We start from the raw sequence: 14,015 nt of genomic DNA, 5'->3' as shown, positions 1-14,015 counted from the left end.
GCTGTTCAGTCTTGGCGCATGAGGTGTTTGCCGATGATCAGTTGCTGGATCTGCGTCGTGCCCTCGTACAGGCGCAACAGGCGCACATCGCGGTAAAAGCGCTCGACCTTGTATTCGTTGATGTAGCCCGCGCCACCATGAACCTGCACGCCGCGGTCCGCCACACGGCCGACCATCTCGGTCGTGAAAAGCTTGGTGCACGAGGCCTGCATGCTCACCTCGGGGTCGGTCACACCAAACGGCTTGGCGTCGTACCGCTGCGCCACGGCCTTCACCATGGACCACCCGGCCAGCAGCTCGGCCTGGCTATCGGCCAGCATGGCCTGCACCAGCTGAAAGTCTCCGATGCGTTGTCCAAACTGCTTGCGTTCCTGGGCATAGGCAATCGACTCTTGCAGGATGCGTTGCGCCATGCCGCAGGCCAGCGCGGAAACGTGGAGACGGCCGCGGTCCAGCACCTTCATGGCCGTCTTGAAACCTTTGCCCGGCACACCGCCAATGATGTTGGCCGCCGGCACACGCACGTTGTCCAGGTTCACGTCGCAGGTCTTGGTGCCGCGCTGACCCATCTTCTTGTCCGGCTTGCCCAGGGTGATGCCGGGCAAGTGCGAGGGAACAATGAAGGCCGAGATACCGCCCGCGCCAGGGCCGTCGGTGCGCGCCATCAGCGTGAAGGCGCCAGCACGTGGCGCGTTGGTGATGTAGCGTTTGCTGCCACTGAGCAGGTAGTCGTCACCGTCCCGGACGCCGCGGGTCTGCAGCGCCGCGGCATCCGACCCGGCGTTGGGCTCGGTGAGGGCAAAGGAGATGATCAGTTCGCCACTGGCGATGCGGGGCAGGTACTCAGCTTTCTGTTCGACGGTGCCGTCCATCAGGATGCCCTGGGACCCAATGCCGATGTTGGTGCCCACGACGGAACGGAAAGCTAGCGCGGTCTGCCCCAGCTCGTAAGCCACTTCGCATTCCTGTGCCATTGACAGGCCGATGCCGCCAAACTCCTCGGGAATCGACAGGCCAAACAGCCCCAGTTCCTTCATGTCATCGACGATGTCCGAGGGGACGTCGTCCAGTTCTTCCACGCTGTTTTCGGCGGGGACCAGACGCTCGCGGATGAAGCGTTGCACGCTGTCCTTGAGCAGAGAAAAGGTTTCTGAGTCGAGAGCCATGTCGTTCGAAGTTCCAGGGTTGTGCCCTTGAGACGGGGCTTTGTAGGGGTCAGGGGGATTGTGTGGTTCGCGGATTGGTTTGACAATCAGGCCAATCTTTAACACTCTGTCAAATCATGTTTGACAATCAATCCATGGACCTGACCGGACTGGTGCTGCTGGTGGACATCCTGGATGCCGGCAACCTGAGCAGTGCTGCGCGCAAACTGAAAGTCAGCCGCGCCAACGTCAGCTACCACCTGCAGCAGCTGGAGAAGTCGGTGGGCGTGCAACTGGTGCGCAGAACGACCCGGCGCATCGAACCCACCGAAATCGGCCAGACGCTCTACCGGCATGGCTGCGCCATCCGGGACGAACTCGCCGCAGCCAGGGAGGCCATCACCATGCTGGGGCGTGGTCTCCATGGGGCCGTCCGGGTCAGCGTGCCCACCGGCTTCGGGCAACTGGTCATGACCGACTGGCTGCTGGAGTTCAAGCGCCAGTATCCCGAGATCAGCCTGGAGCTGCTGTTTGAAAACCGTGTGGACGACTTGCTGCGCGACGAGGTGGACGTCGCCATCCGCGTCATGTCAGAGCCGCCGGAGGCCTTGGTGGCCCGAGAGCTGGCGCAGGTGCGCTACGTGGCCTGTGCTTCGACCGGGTTTGCCCGGACGACAGGTCTGCCTGAAGATCTGGAAGCCCTGCGGCGCCTGCCGCTCATCACATCGTCGGTGGTGGGGCGTGAACTGCGCCTGGCGGCCTACAGGGATGAAGTGCGCCAGGAGGTCACGCTGAACCCGACGCTGGCGTCCGAGAACTTTCAGTTCCTGCGCGAGGCGATTCTGTCGGGACTGGGTATCGGTCTGGTCCCCAGCTATGTCGTTCAGGAAGACGTGAGAACGGGACGCGTGGTCACCGCGCTGGATCCATGGCGCCTCAGTATTTTTGGCACCCGGCTATTCCTGTTGCGGATGCCGGGGCGGTATCAAACACTGGCGGTGCGCACCTTCATCGACTTCATCATCAACAAGGCTGCCCGCTGGTCGTGATGCTGGGCCCAAGCGCCTCAAGTGCTGGCGCAAGACCGCCTGAACTCGGCAGGGGTCACGTTGAGAACACGTCTAAAAACGCGGGTCATGTGGCTCTGATCTGAAAACCCGCAGTTGGCGGCCACCACCTTGAGCGGAACGTCCGGACGCGCCAGTTGTCGCTGGGCGTGCTTGACCCGTTGATCCAGTACATAGGCGTGTGGAGCACACTGAAACTCGGCTCGAAACTTACGCATGAAAGCGAAGACGCTCAACTGGGCCAGTCCTGCCAGATCCTGCAGTGAAATATTCTGATCAAGGTGTTCTTCTATGTACTGCACCACCAGCCGACACTGCGCCGGAGACAGTCGGCCATAAGAGCGGTATTCCCGAAAAACGACCTTGGCGTATTGGCGCAACATGTGAATGCACAGTTGAGCCTTCAAGGCGTCCACATAGAGTTGGCCGCCCAGCATGCCGCAGTTGAGTTCGTTCTCAAACAAGGTGATCAAGGCAGGCAAAACAGGATCTTCGGCCCGGATCATGTCCTGCATCTCCACATCCCTGATGTCTTTGTCGAAGACTTCGCCAGCGACACGCGCAACGGCGCTTTGGGAAAGGTATAGATGGGACACATCGATCGCCTTGTCCCATCGCCACCGAGACTGTTCTGCGCGGGTCAAGATGGAAACAACACCCGGCTCGACCCTTGCCGACTGCCAAGGACCACCGCTTCGTCGGCTCATTTCTGCCACACCACCCCGATAGACGACGATCATGAAATCGCGCATCGTGGGTATTTCGACATCGAGACTGTCGTAGCGATAGCCCTTCAGAACGGTTTCTTCCCACCCCAGAGGCGTGCTATCCAGAGTGAGTCGGCCGGGGATCCAACGCGGCACTTCGTCGGGCGTGATCAAGGCGTTCATGAAACAAGCTCCGAAAACTAACCAATCAATTTACAGCTTCCCAGCGATGGCGTTTATAGGGTTTGCCCAGACGGGTGCGTTCAGCGCCGAGCGATGCGTTGGCAGGGAAGAAACACGTACCTGCTGCTCGCGATGCGAGTAACGGGAAAGGTGCTTTGCCACGCATGCGCCAATGGTGTTCTGACAACCTTTGGCCATCGGTCCTACCGGACCGATGGCCAGTTGTCGGCCACCGAATCAGAATACCTTGAGCATCCTGACGTTCAGACGACTGGATTCCTTGAATCCGTTGTCGACCTTCAAATCGCGACCGACAGACACCAACACTTGTAGGGAGGGACTGACAAAAGTCGATGCTGTCAGGGCCATTTTCGTGGTGGCCATCTCGTTGTTCAAGGACACGCCGTTTACCGTCTGAACGCCGCCAAAGGTGTGTGACAGGCCCACTGCAAACAAGGTACCCGGGCTTTGATGCCAGTTCAGCGAACCCTGCAGTTGGTAGAGCGGTTTTTGTTGAAGCGTGTCCGCACCCGAGGCCCCAAAATCCTTATTCTTCCCGAACAGGGTTGCGTCGATAGCCCCTTCTGCATCAATCTGCTTGCTCAGTTGATACGTACCACCGAACTGGAAAATAGCTTTCCATCGGTTCTCACCAATGTTGAGTGTCTGACCCTTGTCGTAATCACCGGTTGGCAGGACCAGGTAGGGAGCAAACGAGAAAGAGTTCCGCGACGCCGTGCCCGCCTTGGCAAACCAGATCGGGCTGGCCAAGATCAAGTCACCGGTACTCGACGCATTGCCAAGCCCTGCGACCACGCCACCTGTGCGCAAACGCGCCCAAGGCAGCAACACCTGAGGTGCAACGATCAGGCCCGAGACATCAACTGGACGAACATACCGAAGAATGGCCACGTCCGAGCCAAGTTTTGCGTTAGGGGTTTGTTGCCCGTTGGTGTAGAGAGCGTTCCTGTTGGCGTGCTGCGCGTAGAGAAGAAACAGGTTGGTGCCTGGTGGCGGGGCGGTCCAATCCCCTGGATCGGTGTCGATGGCATGGACCGAGCTCACCACGGATGCAGTAAGAACCATCGCAAACACAGAACGCAGCCCGGCCAAGCTGCGGAAGCACTGAATATTCATCTTGTCTCCTGGAAAATATTTTTGAATCACATACTCAAGGACACGTTGGACCAAGAGCGTTCGGCACAGTCATGGGCAAAAATATGAACTCATCGGGTGTCGATGTTTCTCCTTTTTCGTTCACGTACTCAACGAACCAAGCGGCTGGGTTCAGCAGCCGCGGTCATCGAGAACGTCAGTTGAGTTGGGATATGAATTTGGTGGTCAGGTAGCCATCGAACGTTTCGCTACCGCCTTCGCTGCCGTAGCCGCTCTCCTTGAGGCCCCCAAACGGTGTCTCGGCCAGCGCCAATCCGATGTGGTTGATCGACACCATGCCGGCCTCCAGCCCACGAGAGATGGCATGCGCGTTTTTGGCTGACCTTGTGAAGGCATAGGAAGCCAAGCCAAAGGGCAGTCGGTTGGCGCGCTGCAACGCATCCTCCAAGTTCCCGAAGCGCACAATTCCAGCCATCGGACCGAACGGCTCTTCATTCAAGAAGCGGGCGTCTTCAGGCAAGTCCGTGATGACGGTGGGCGCATAAAAATTTCCCTCGCCTGGCAATGCATGACCACCTGTCCGGATGTTGGCACCACGCTGACGCGCATCGTCAACAAATCTATCCATGGCTGCGATGCGGCGACGCGGGGTCTCCTCGTTTTCAGTGCAATAAGTGACGGTACGCAAAGCTAGCACTGGCGCGGGGGTGGTCTGGGTAGACCGTTGATTTCATTGACTTTCCTGTTCGCTTTGTAAACGGGTATGGTGGCCTCCCACTTTTGAGGTTCACGATGCAGGGTTGGCACACAACGTTTTTGGGGATGCGTGGGCTCCCCCGCGATATCAGCGACTTCGAGATGAAGGCATTTTTCACCTTCGATGGTGCCGAGCGCGACGCAATCAATGCACGCCGAGGTGATTCCCACAAGCTTGGTCTGGCGCTCCATATTGGTTTCCTGCGCATGAGTGGGCGTTTGCTCGGTGCCTTTCGGGTAATTCCAGTAGCCTTGTGGCGCCACCTTGGCAACGAGCTTGGCATTGCAGCACCAGAAGTCGCCTCGCTGAGAGCCATGTATGAACGCGGGCGCACGCTATTCGATCACCAACAAGTAGCCTGCACGGTCCTTGGATTCCAGTGGATGAGCGAGCACCAGCGCCGCTCACTGGTACGTGAACTGCGCGACGAAGTGGCGCGCTGCGCCGACCGCGATCAGCTACTCGTGCGGGCGCGTCAATGGCTGTACAAGAACAAGCTGGTGATCGTGCACGAGCGGGCAATTCGGACACTGATTGCGGCGGCACTTGCCCAGCTTGAAGTTGAAACAGGCACCGCCATCGCCGCCAGCGTTGATCCAGCAACACTTGATCGCTGGCGAGCCTCAGTTTCAGAGCTGCGCCCAGATGGACAAACCCAGCAGAGTTGGCTATGGGCTGCACCGGCGAAACACTCAACCCGCCAAATCAGCGAGGTACTGGAGCGCATCGACCTGCTTTACACGCTGGACGTTCATAAGCACCTGGCAGACATCCCCGATCTCATCTTGCGCCGCTACGCGCGCCGACTTGTCTCCAGGCCGCCCTCAGCCGGAGCCAAGATCAAAGAGCCAGCGCGCACCGTGGAGGTCGCATGCTTTCTTCGGTATTGCCTGTTCACCACCACAGACCAGTTGATCCTTATGGTGCAGCGCCGGATCGCCGATCTGTGGCGTCAGGCTGCCGCCGATGTCCCCGCTACCGTCAATTGGGCCGCAATGTACAAAACGCTGCTCGGCGAACTTGTTGCCTTGAGCGCGCAAGGTGCGGTGCCAGATGCTGAGTTGCGTGCCCGTCTTGAAGCCTTGATCACCGAAACCCAGAAACGCAAACCACCGAGCAGGGCCTCCCTGGTCCGCGAGGGATTGATTGATGGAATTCGCCCCGTGCGGTCGTTGCTCGTCGCCATTGCAAAGCTGCCCTGGCAGGCCACCGGCGAGCATCCTGCCATCGAGTACCTTGCCAAGCTGCAAGCTTTATATCTCAAAGGATCCAGAAAGCTGCCAGTTGAAGTGGTGGCACCAAGTCTGGGAATGATCTGGCAGGTTTCGATCTCCAGCCCAGACCGGGAACGGGCGTTTCAGGCGTTGGAGGTGGCCACCCTGTTTGCCCTGCGCCGCGCGGTGCGCAATGGCTCGGTCTGGATTGAGCACAGCCTGAGCTTTCGGGGTCGTGCGCGCTTGTTCTTCACGGACGAGCGTTGGCAGGCAGAGTCCAAGAAACACTATGCCCGTCTATCGTTACCCAGCAAGGCTGCCACTTTCTTGAAGCCTTTGCTGGCCAGAGTAACTGCCGGTGTCGATGCGGTGGCCGCTGCAGCCCGCAGTGGCGTACTGCGCGTGGATGATGAACTCCATTTGTCGCCATTGCCCGCAGAGGACGAAGACCCAGAAGTGACCAAGCTGCGCGCGGCTTTGGATCACCGCATCGGTGAGGTTCAATTGCCGGAAGTGATTCTGGCCGTTGACGCCCAGGTGCGCTTTAGCTGGATCATGCTCGGACGTGAGCCGCGCTCTACCGACGAGCTGCTGATGGTCTATGCCGGCATCATGGCCCACGGCACCAGTCTGACTGCGGTCGAATGCGCGCGCATGATTCCGCAATTGTCTGCCACCAGCATTCGCCAGGCCATGCGCTGGGCGCGGGACGAACGGCGTCTGAGCCAGGCCTGCCAGGCTGTGCTGGAATTCATGCAGCGACACCCGATTGCCGCCACCTGGGGGCGGTCCGATTTGGCATCTTCTGACATGATGAGCATGGAGACCACCAAACGGGTGTGGCAAGCCCGGCTTGATCCTCGGCGCAACACACCTTCCATTGGAATCTACTCCCATGTAAAAGACCGGTGGGGCATCTTCCATGCGCAGCCCTTTGTGCTCAATGAGCGCCAGGCGGGCGTGGCCATTGAAGGTGTCATCCGCCAAGAAAAGCTGGAGACCAGCCAGCTTGCTGTGGATACCCATGGCTACACCGACTTTGCCATGTCACATGCCCGTTTGCTTGGTTTTGATCTTTGCCCGCGGTTGAAGGAACTCAAACAGCGCCACCTCTTTGTGCCACGCGGCACCAAAGTGCCCGCAGAAATCGCTGCGGTGTGCGAAGCCAATGTCGACGTCGCTTTGATCGAAAAGCATTGGGATAGTCTGGTGCACCTGGCAGCCTCGGTCATGAGCGGACATGCCAGTGCGGTGGCAGCTCTTGCGCGGTTCGGTTCTGCCGCCCAGGGCGATCCAATCTATGAGGCTGGCGTGCAATTGGGGCGGTTGCTGCGTACGGCGTTTTTGGCTGACTACTTTGTCAAGGACGCTTTCAGGAACGAGTTGCGCCGGGTGCTCAATCGGGGCGAGGCTGTTAACGCCCTCAAGCGCGCCATTTATACCGGCCGGATCAGCCCGGCGCAGGCCAAACGTGTCGATGAAATGCAGGCTGTGGCCGATGCGTTGAGCCTGATGGCCAACATCGTGATGGCGTGGAATACCTCACAGATGCAGGCGGTCCTGGATCGCTGGTCGAACCGCCGCCAGGTCATTCCACCGGAACTGATCGAGAAGATTGCGCCCACCAGGCTGGAGAGCATCAACTTGCGGGGTGTGTTTCGCTTCCCGGTTGACCGCTATGCTGACCAAATCCTGCCTTCGCGGCCAAATGCATCGATAACTGGCACCAATGGATGAAACCGACCACGGTTTGACGCCACGAATCGCAGATTTGAAAGTGAACAGGAAAGTCAATGAAATCAACGATCTACCAACACCACCTCCGCGCCAGTGCTAGCTTTTCGTACCGTCACTTATTGCACTGAAAACGAGGAGACCCCGAGAAACCGGGGGAATCCCACCCCGGATACTTGGCGGCACGGCTTATCGGAACCATTGCGAAGAGCATCCGCAGTTGGCCCGCGGGTCCGAAACACGTAGCCAAGGTCTTCTCAAAGAATTAGATCGGCCAGAACCATAGAACGTCCAAAAGCATTCTCTGGTGTGGTGACCTCATGGCTGCACCGAGCAGTGCGAAGCTGCCACATGAGCCGCTCGGTGCGATGCCTCGTAGTGTGCAAGCGGCTCATTACCATTTAACGCAACGAGCAAATTTTCAGCAGCCTGCAACTCGATGGCTCGGCGAACCTTCTTCACCGCCGAACCAATGTGGGGTGTGAAAACCGTGGAGGGGTGTTGCAAGAGTTCCGGATGAATCTGGCGTGGACGGTCTGCCAGCAGCCAGTCTTCCATCTCGTACACATCGGCGGCGTAGGCACCCAGGCGCTCGTCCTTGAGCGCCCGTGCCACGGCAGCCTCGTCCACAACCGAGCCTCGCCCAATGTTGACCAGGATCTGCCCCCGCCGAACACCTTCAAGCATGGTGTCATTGACGAGGTGACGCGTTACGTCCAGCAGCGGAACGGCCAGAATGACATAGTCGGATTGCGACAGGGCCTCACCCAGGCTCACCATGGTCAGGCGTTCGTCATCACCATGCGGGTCCACGCCCAGCAGTTGAGCGCACCCGAAGCCACAGAGACGGTCCACAATGGCCCGCCCAACGGCGCCAAGTCCGACGACCGCCACTATCGAGCCGTGCAACCCCATTCCGTACAGCTGGGGACGCCATCCTGCGTAGCTCTTGCGAACACTGACGTCACCTGCCAGCACATGGCGCGCGGCGGCGATGGCCAGCCCAATGGCGAGTTCTGCCGTGGGTTCTGTGAGCAGGTCAGGAACGAAGCTCACGCTGACACCGGCTTGCGCACATGCCTTGAGGTCAAAGTTGTCATACCCCTTCAGGGCGCAAGCGATGGTCTTGAGCCTGGGAGCGTGCAACAGGGTTCGCTGATCTACCCGGTCAGGCATGAACGCCATCATGGCGTCGGCGTCCTTCAGGTGGAGGTAAAGCTCTTCCTCGCTCCAGGGCTCAGGCCCTTGATTCATCACTACATCACCGGCGGATCGAAGACGCGCCAGAACTGCTTCATGGATGGGCTGCGTCACCACAATTTTCGGCATCATTACCTTCCTCTCTCTTTCTATTTCAGATGTTTGCGAAGCGCCGACCCAATGCCGTCGACCACGAGCACGCATATGAGGATGGACAGCAAAATGGCGGAGACTTCGTCGTACTTGATCAGGCGCAGAGCCGCCATGAGTTCAAAGCCAATGCCGCCCGCACCCACGATGCCCATCACTGCCGATGCGCGAAAGTGATATTCCCATCGGTAGATGGTGATGTCCGCCAACTGGGGCAAAACCTGCGGTAACACAGCATGGGTGATGACCTGAAACCGGCTTGCGCCCGCGGCCTTAGCGGCCTCCAGAGGTTTCGGGTCCACGTGCTCTATGGCTTCGGCGTAGAACTTGGCCACCATGCCCGTGGAATGCAGGGCCAACGCCAGCACACCAGGCAATGCCCCAAAGCCCACGGCCGCGACGAACAGAATGCCCAGGATGATTTCAGGCACAGACCGAAATGCAGCCAAGATGGTTCTGACGATTCGCCCAACCACCGCATTCGGCGCGGTGTTGGGCGCCGCCACCAGGGCCAGCGGCAACGACGCCAGAACGGTCAGCGCCGTGCCTGCGATCGACATGGCTAAGGTGTCACGCAATGGAATGACCCAGTGCTCCCAGCGCTCGAAATTCGGCGGCACCATCTCAGAGGCCAACTGCTGAATGGCAGGAGCCCCTTCGATGAAACGCTGCGCGTCAAAGAAACCGGTGACAAACAATGCCAGCGTGCAAACGAGCAGGACTACGCAGGCTGCGCCCAGCCGTCTGAGTCGCCGCTGTCCGTCAATGGCAATGATGGATTCCAAGGCTACCGATGTCATTTCATGCGTCCCAGATCAAGCTTGAGAATCTGTGCTGTGTCGCGAAGAATGTCGTAGGCCTTGTCATCGGTAGCGGCAAAGGCCTCGATACGGAATGATTTGAGAATCTCGGCGTCCTTCATCTGAAGAAAGGCGGCTCGGATGGCTTCCTTGAGCTCCGGCGTGAGATTACCTTGCATCGCAATGGGATAGTTCGGAATGGGTGCCGACAGTTCAAGTTGCACAATCTTGTTGGCATCCACCATGCCCTTTGCGATGAGGTTGTCCAGAATGGTTTTTGACAGAGCGCCGGCGGGAACCTGCCCTGCCTGAACAGCTCGGGCCACGGCATCGTGCGTGCCCAGGTGAACGGGGCGGTAGTCAGTCTCGCCGTTCAGTTGGTGGTTTTTAAGCAAGTGCGCGCGCGGTGCAAGGTGACTGGACGTCGAAGCCTGATCGCCAAAGCCAAAAGGCTTTCCACGAACGTCAGCCAGGGTCTTGACCGGGCCGCCTGCCGTGGCGATGAGAACCGACTGGTAGGTCGGCGAGCCGCGCTCCACGCCAACGGCAAATGGCTCAATGTTGGGCGCCTTGGACTTGGCAAGCACGTAAGAGAACGGTCCAAAGTAGGCGACCTCGATGCGGCCGAAGCGCATGGCTTCAATCATCGACGAGTAGTCCGTGGTCACCGTGACCTCGATTTCCTTCTTCAGGGTCTGCTCCAGATACCGCTTCAGAGGCTGTGCGTTCTGAATGATGGTGGCGGCGTTTTCGTCCGGCAACAGTGCAACGCGAAGCTTGGAAGGATTTTTGCCCTCGGCATGGGCGCCAAGTGGCAACAGGGCGGCCAAAGTGACGGCAGCGATAAATTGGAAACGGCGACGATTCAGCACGGTAAAAACTCCTTGGATTGAGAGGGGGAATCAAATTGACTGCCCATGTTGGCAGGTGACGACTTCGCGTACAGGGCAGACTGGGCTTCTTCCGTCAACTGCGCTGCTGTCCCGTCGAACACCACCTGGCCCTGGCGAAGGCCCACAATGCGGTCGGCGAACATGCGCGCGAGGTTGACTTGATGCAGACTCACGATGGCCGTGAGTCGGTCTTTCTTGCAGATGTCGTGAAGCAGGGTCAACACACTCTGCGCGGTCGCCGGGTCGAGGCTGGCCACCGGCTCATCGGCCAGCAGCAGGCGGGGCTTTTGCACCAAGGCACGCGCAATGCCAATGCGTTGTTGTTGCCCACCAGACAAGGTGTCTGCCCGTGCTAGGGCTTTCTCAAGCAGGCCTACGCGGTCAATGGCCGCCAGCGCCTCCAGCTTGTCAGCCTTGCTCCAAGGCCACAACGACGCCAGAGATCCGCGGGTGGCGAGCTTGCCCATCAACACATTGGCCAGCACGCTTTGCCGCCCGATCAGGTGGTGCTGCTGGAACACCATGCCGCAGTGGCGCCGATGCTCAAGAAGGTTGCGTTTTGAGACGGTGCCGCCCGGCAGATCGGCCACCGACACCTCTCCGTCTGTGGGGCTAACCAAGCCATTGATGCTGCGCAGCAGCGTTGACTTTCCCGCGCCCGACGCGCCCAGCAGCACAAGGAACCCGCCATGCTGTACCTCCAGCGAGGTGGGCGCAAGCGCTGTGTGACCATCGGCATAGGTCACCGTGATACCCCGCAAGCTCAGATGGCTCTCGCGAATTGCAGTTTTCATAGCTCGGTTTCATTTGTTGTGGTGCGCTAGACGCACACCAGGACTCAAGTGGTCAGAGGTATCTCTCGGGAAAGAGGAGGTTCTGGAAGAAACAGCTTCAGTGGAAGCACAGCTCAAGTCTGGGTGACCAAGGTGTCATGAATATGAAACTTTCATCCCTAAAAATGAGGACACCCATAGATCACATCAATGTCTGGACTCAGCCTCCTCGCAGCCTTGAAGGCCTTTGACGCAACGGCCCGAGCCGGCAGCATGACCGCTGCCGCGAGAGTGCTCGCTATTCAACAACCGACTGTTTCTTCACACATACAGCGCCTGGAGGTCGACTTCGGCGTAGAGTTGTTTCATCGGCGCGGGCGGCGGCTTGAACTCACGTCCTTTGGACGCACTCTGTTGAACTACACCCGGCGTACCTTCAGTGGCGAGGAAGATGCGCACGCACTGCTCGCTGCTGCGAAAAATCAATACGTAGGGCGACTGGTCATCCATGCCATCGGGCCGCACAACGTGCTGCCCGTGTTGAAGCTGTTCATGAAACAGTTCCCCCAGGTCAACGTGGCTGTTGGCGTAGGCGACTCGCGAACCATCACCGAAAAGATTCTTGACTACCAGGGAGACGTGGGCATGGTGCTCAATCACGTCGCTCACCCAGATCTATTTGGCGCGGCTTACCGTACCCAGCGATTGGTGATATTCGGCAACACCCAACACTCACTCGCGCAACGGGCCACTCTCAAACTGCGTGATCTGCAGGGTCAGAGGTTCGTCATCCGAGAGGAAGGATCGACGACCAGACGCGTGTTTGAACAAGAACTAAAGGAGCGAGGCGTCGAGGTGCAGGTGGCTCTGGAGATGGGCAGCCGCGAGTCCGTTCGAGAGGCGGTGGCGGAGGGGCTGGGCCTAGGCGTCGTGGCGGAAACAGCCTACAGGCCAGATCCTCGCCTTGTTAAGTTAACTATTTCAGACACCAGCATGGCGACACAGGTGCACTTCATCTGTAGAAAGGAGCGGCATCAAGCTCCTCTGATCTCGACCTTCCTGGGTTTGGCGCATAGCGTAAGTCAGAAAATTGCCTAGGTATGGAACTTGGATTCCATGCAGCCGTGGGGCATGGGACCGAGGGGCAACTGTTCGCCTGTAGGCCGACTTAAGTTAAGGGTTGTAGGACGCCCGTAATCGCGCGGCGATCCCATCTTGACTGCGGGGCGCGGTCGTGTATCTGAATATGCGCTGTCAGGCTGACTGCCAGCGGTATGGCAGCAGCTCGCCGATCTGGGTGGCGGGCTGCATGGGCAGGCGTGCCATGACATCGCGCAGGTAGGCGTAGGGTCGTGCCCGTTCATGGGGAGACGTGTGCTAGACCATGACTGCAGCTCCCTCGATACCGGTCATCGATGCTGCCGCGCTGCTGGGTGAGCCAATGACAGCTTTGTGCCAGGCACCGTGAACTCAGGTCACGGCCGCGACCGACAGCAACCGCTGCAAAGCCGCCACTGAGCGGTAGCGTGCGCAAGGACAGCCTCGGCCGATAGCGGGAGTCTAGCTGGTCGCGCGAGTGTCCTGTATCACCCAAGAAGGCGACTCGGCGAAGCTGCTCATCGGCGACGACCTGGGCATGGCCACTAGAGCCGTTCTCGGTGTCCAGTTCCCGCCGTTGCGGCTGTCCAACTCAATTCGCCCCCGCTGACCAGCAGCGACCGAAATACGCAGCAAGCCACAACGCCGGCTACCAAAATGCGCGTTGGTCGATGCGTGAAAGAAGCGAGGCGAGCACAACCAGCGACTGGCCGTCAATGTTCATCGGGGTGCTGCCTGCCCCCATCGGAACCGCGCCTTTGGAGTGCTCCATGGCTCGCGCCATCACCTGGTCGACCAAGCTGATCCTGGGCACCAGAACGTACCGCACGTCGCAGTTCAACCCATCTGCAATCTTGGCCAGGGTGTTGAGAGAAATTGAGCCATCAGCTTCCGACTTTTCAAGCTGCCTGACTCCTTGCGGAGAGATGCCGATGCGTCGACCCAAGGTCTCAGAGTTCATCCCCAGAGCCAGGCGCACAGTCTTCACCCACCCGCTCCTGGGCGTGCCTGGACCCTGCAGCTTCGCTAGTTCGCGAAACTGGCTGTCGAGTTCAACCAAGCGGGAAAGATCCAATCGATTTTTAAAGGGTGAGTGGTAGCGAAAGTTCAAAACAACACTCTGATTGCGCAGATGTCTTCGCAAGGCAAGTGGGAGCTTTCCATTTGCGCTGGACCGC

11 protein-coding genes and 2 pseudogenes are annotated in these 14,015 nt (G+C 59.1%); 3 read left to right on the top strand and 10 right to left on the bottom strand.

Features of this window, described 5'->3' with window-relative positions; genetic code table 11:
- Positions 1-5 precede the first annotated feature (5 nt).
- Positions 6-1,166, bottom strand: coding sequence for an acyl-CoA dehydrogenase family protein (locus tag ACSQ3Y_RS34035; RefSeq protein ID WP_301159119.1), 1,161 nt, complete (start codon positions 1,164-1,166; stop codon positions 6-8).
- A 134-nt stretch (positions 1,167-1,300) separates the two neighbouring features.
- On the opposite strand from ACSQ3Y_RS34035, the gene ACSQ3Y_RS34030 reads away from it, so the two are divergent.
- On the top strand, positions 1,301-2,194 hold the full coding sequence (locus ACSQ3Y_RS34030) for a LysR family transcriptional regulator (protein WP_301159126.1): 894 nt from the start codon (positions 1,301-1,303) through the stop codon (positions 2,192-2,194).
- Positions 2,195-2,211: 17 nt separating this feature from the next.
- Here the strand turns inward: ACSQ3Y_RS34030 and ACSQ3Y_RS34025 are convergent, their stop codons facing one another.
- The 3 genes and pseudogenes from ACSQ3Y_RS34025 to ACSQ3Y_RS34015 all read right to left on the bottom strand — a co-directional run.
- The gene (locus ACSQ3Y_RS34025) at positions 2,212-3,102 is read right to left on the bottom strand and encodes a helix-turn-helix domain-containing protein (protein WP_436180416.1); all 891 of its coding nucleotides are present in this window, start codon (positions 3,100-3,102) and stop codon (positions 2,212-2,214) included.
- Between the two features lie 237 nt (positions 3,103-3,339).
- Complete coding sequence (locus ACSQ3Y_RS34020; protein ID WP_436180415.1) at positions 3,340-4,239, bottom strand: transporter; 900 nt, start codon at positions 4,237-4,239, stop codon at positions 3,340-3,342.
- A 175-nt stretch (positions 4,240-4,414) separates the two neighbouring features.
- Positions 4,415-4,861 (bottom strand): annotated as a pseudogene (locus ACSQ3Y_RS34015) (aldehyde dehydrogenase family protein); the annotation flags it as partial.
- Positions 4,862-5,010: 149 nt separating this feature from the next.
- Between ACSQ3Y_RS34015 and ACSQ3Y_RS34010 the strand changes: the two are divergent.
- On the top strand, positions 5,011-7,926 hold the full coding sequence (locus ACSQ3Y_RS34010) for a Tn3-like element IS1071 family transposase (RefSeq protein ID WP_015061186.1): 2,916 nt from the start codon (positions 5,011-5,013) through the stop codon (positions 7,924-7,926).
- Positions 7,927-8,241: 315 nt separating this feature from the next.
- Here ACSQ3Y_RS34010 and ACSQ3Y_RS34005 read toward each other — a convergent pair whose 3' ends face one another.
- The 4 genes from ACSQ3Y_RS34005 to phnC are packed head-to-tail and all read right to left on the bottom strand — an operon-like array spanning position 8,242 to position 11,760.
- Positions 8,242-9,255: a phosphonate dehydrogenase gene (locus ACSQ3Y_RS34005; RefSeq protein ID WP_086926348.1), complete on the bottom strand. Its 1,014-nt coding sequence runs from the start codon at positions 9,253-9,255 to the stop codon at positions 8,242-8,244.
- 17 nt (positions 9,256-9,272) lie between these two features.
- Positions 9,273-10,073 carry a phosphonate ABC transporter, permease protein PhnE gene (gene phnE, locus ACSQ3Y_RS34000; protein ID WP_161124580.1) on the bottom strand — a complete coding sequence of 267 codons (801 nt, stop codon included), beginning with the start codon at positions 10,071-10,073 and terminating at the stop codon, positions 9,273-9,275.
- A complete protein-coding gene (gene phnD / locus ACSQ3Y_RS33995; RefSeq protein ID WP_024815577.1) occupies positions 10,070-10,945 on the bottom strand; it encodes a phosphate/phosphite/phosphonate ABC transporter substrate-binding protein in 876 nt (291 codons plus the stop codon). The genes phnE and phnD overlap by 4 nt, the downstream gene beginning before the upstream one ends.
- Positions 10,939-11,760 carry a phosphonate ABC transporter ATP-binding protein gene (gene phnC / locus ACSQ3Y_RS33990; protein ID WP_035242057.1) on the bottom strand — a complete coding sequence of 274 codons (822 nt, stop codon included), beginning with the start codon at positions 11,758-11,760 and terminating at the stop codon, positions 10,939-10,941. Before phnC ends, phnD begins: the two co-directional genes overlap by 7 nt.
- A gap of 189 nt (positions 11,761-11,949) precedes the next feature.
- On the opposite strand from phnC, the gene ACSQ3Y_RS33985 reads away from it, so the two are divergent.
- Positions 11,950-12,837 (top strand): LysR substrate-binding domain-containing protein, encoded by an 888-nt coding sequence (locus tag ACSQ3Y_RS33985; RefSeq protein WP_086926349.1) that lies wholly within the window; start codon positions 11,950-11,952, stop codon positions 12,835-12,837.
- Positions 12,838-12,993: 156 nt separating this feature from the next.
- On the opposite strand, the pseudogene ACSQ3Y_RS33980 reads toward ACSQ3Y_RS33985, so the two are convergent.
- Both ACSQ3Y_RS33980 and ACSQ3Y_RS33975 read right to left on the bottom strand, forming a co-directional pair.
- A pseudogene (locus ACSQ3Y_RS33980) lies at positions 12,994-13,103 on the bottom strand (transposase domain-containing protein); the annotation flags it as partial.
- 383 nt (positions 13,104-13,486) lie between these two features.
- Complete coding sequence (locus ACSQ3Y_RS33975) at positions 13,487-13,948, bottom strand: helix-turn-helix domain-containing protein (protein ID WP_436180414.1); 462 nt, start codon at positions 13,946-13,948, stop codon at positions 13,487-13,489.
- Positions 13,949-14,015: the final 67 nt, after the last annotated feature.

It is taken from the genome of Acidovorax sp. LjRoot66 (genome assembly GCF_964253305.1).
Lineage (GTDB): Bacteria > Pseudomonadota > Gammaproteobacteria > Burkholderiales > Burkholderiaceae_C > Acidovorax.
The sequence above is the reverse complement of the archived record's forward strand: the minus strand, read 5'-3'. Positions and strand labels throughout refer to the sequence as shown.

Bases quoted from the DNA above. Each gene is read 5' to 3' on its own strand.
- ACSQ3Y_RS34020 (WP_436180415.1), bottom strand. From the start codon at position 4,239: ATGAATATTCAGTGCTTCCGCAGCTTGGCCGGGCTGCGTTCTGTGTTT.
- phnE (WP_161124580.1), bottom strand. From the start codon at position 10,073: ATGACATCGGTAGCCTTGGAATCCATCATTGCCATTGACGGACAGCGG.
- ACSQ3Y_RS34005 (WP_086926348.1), bottom strand. From the start codon at position 9,255: ATGATGCCGAAAATTGTGGTGACGCAGCCCATCCATGAAGCAGTTCTG.
- ACSQ3Y_RS34010 (WP_015061186.1), top strand. From the start codon at position 5,011: ATGCAGGGTTGGCACACAACGTTTTTGGGGATGCGTGGGCTCCCCCGC.
- ACSQ3Y_RS34025 (WP_436180416.1), bottom strand. From the start codon at position 3,102: ATGAACGCCTTGATCACGCCCGACGAAGTGCCGCGTTGGATCCCCGGC.
- ACSQ3Y_RS33985 (WP_086926349.1), top strand. From the start codon at position 11,950: ATGTCTGGACTCAGCCTCCTCGCAGCCTTGAAGGCCTTTGACGCAACG.
- ACSQ3Y_RS34030 (WP_301159126.1), top strand. From the start codon at position 1,301: ATGGACCTGACCGGACTGGTGCTGCTGGTGGACATCCTGGATGCCGGC.
- phnC (WP_035242057.1), bottom strand. From the start codon at position 11,760: ATGAAAACTGCAATTCGCGAGAGCCATCTGAGCTTGCGGGGTATCACG.
- ACSQ3Y_RS34035 (WP_301159119.1), bottom strand. From the start codon at position 1,166: ATGGCTCTCGACTCAGAAACCTTTTCTCTGCTCAAGGACAGCGTGCAA.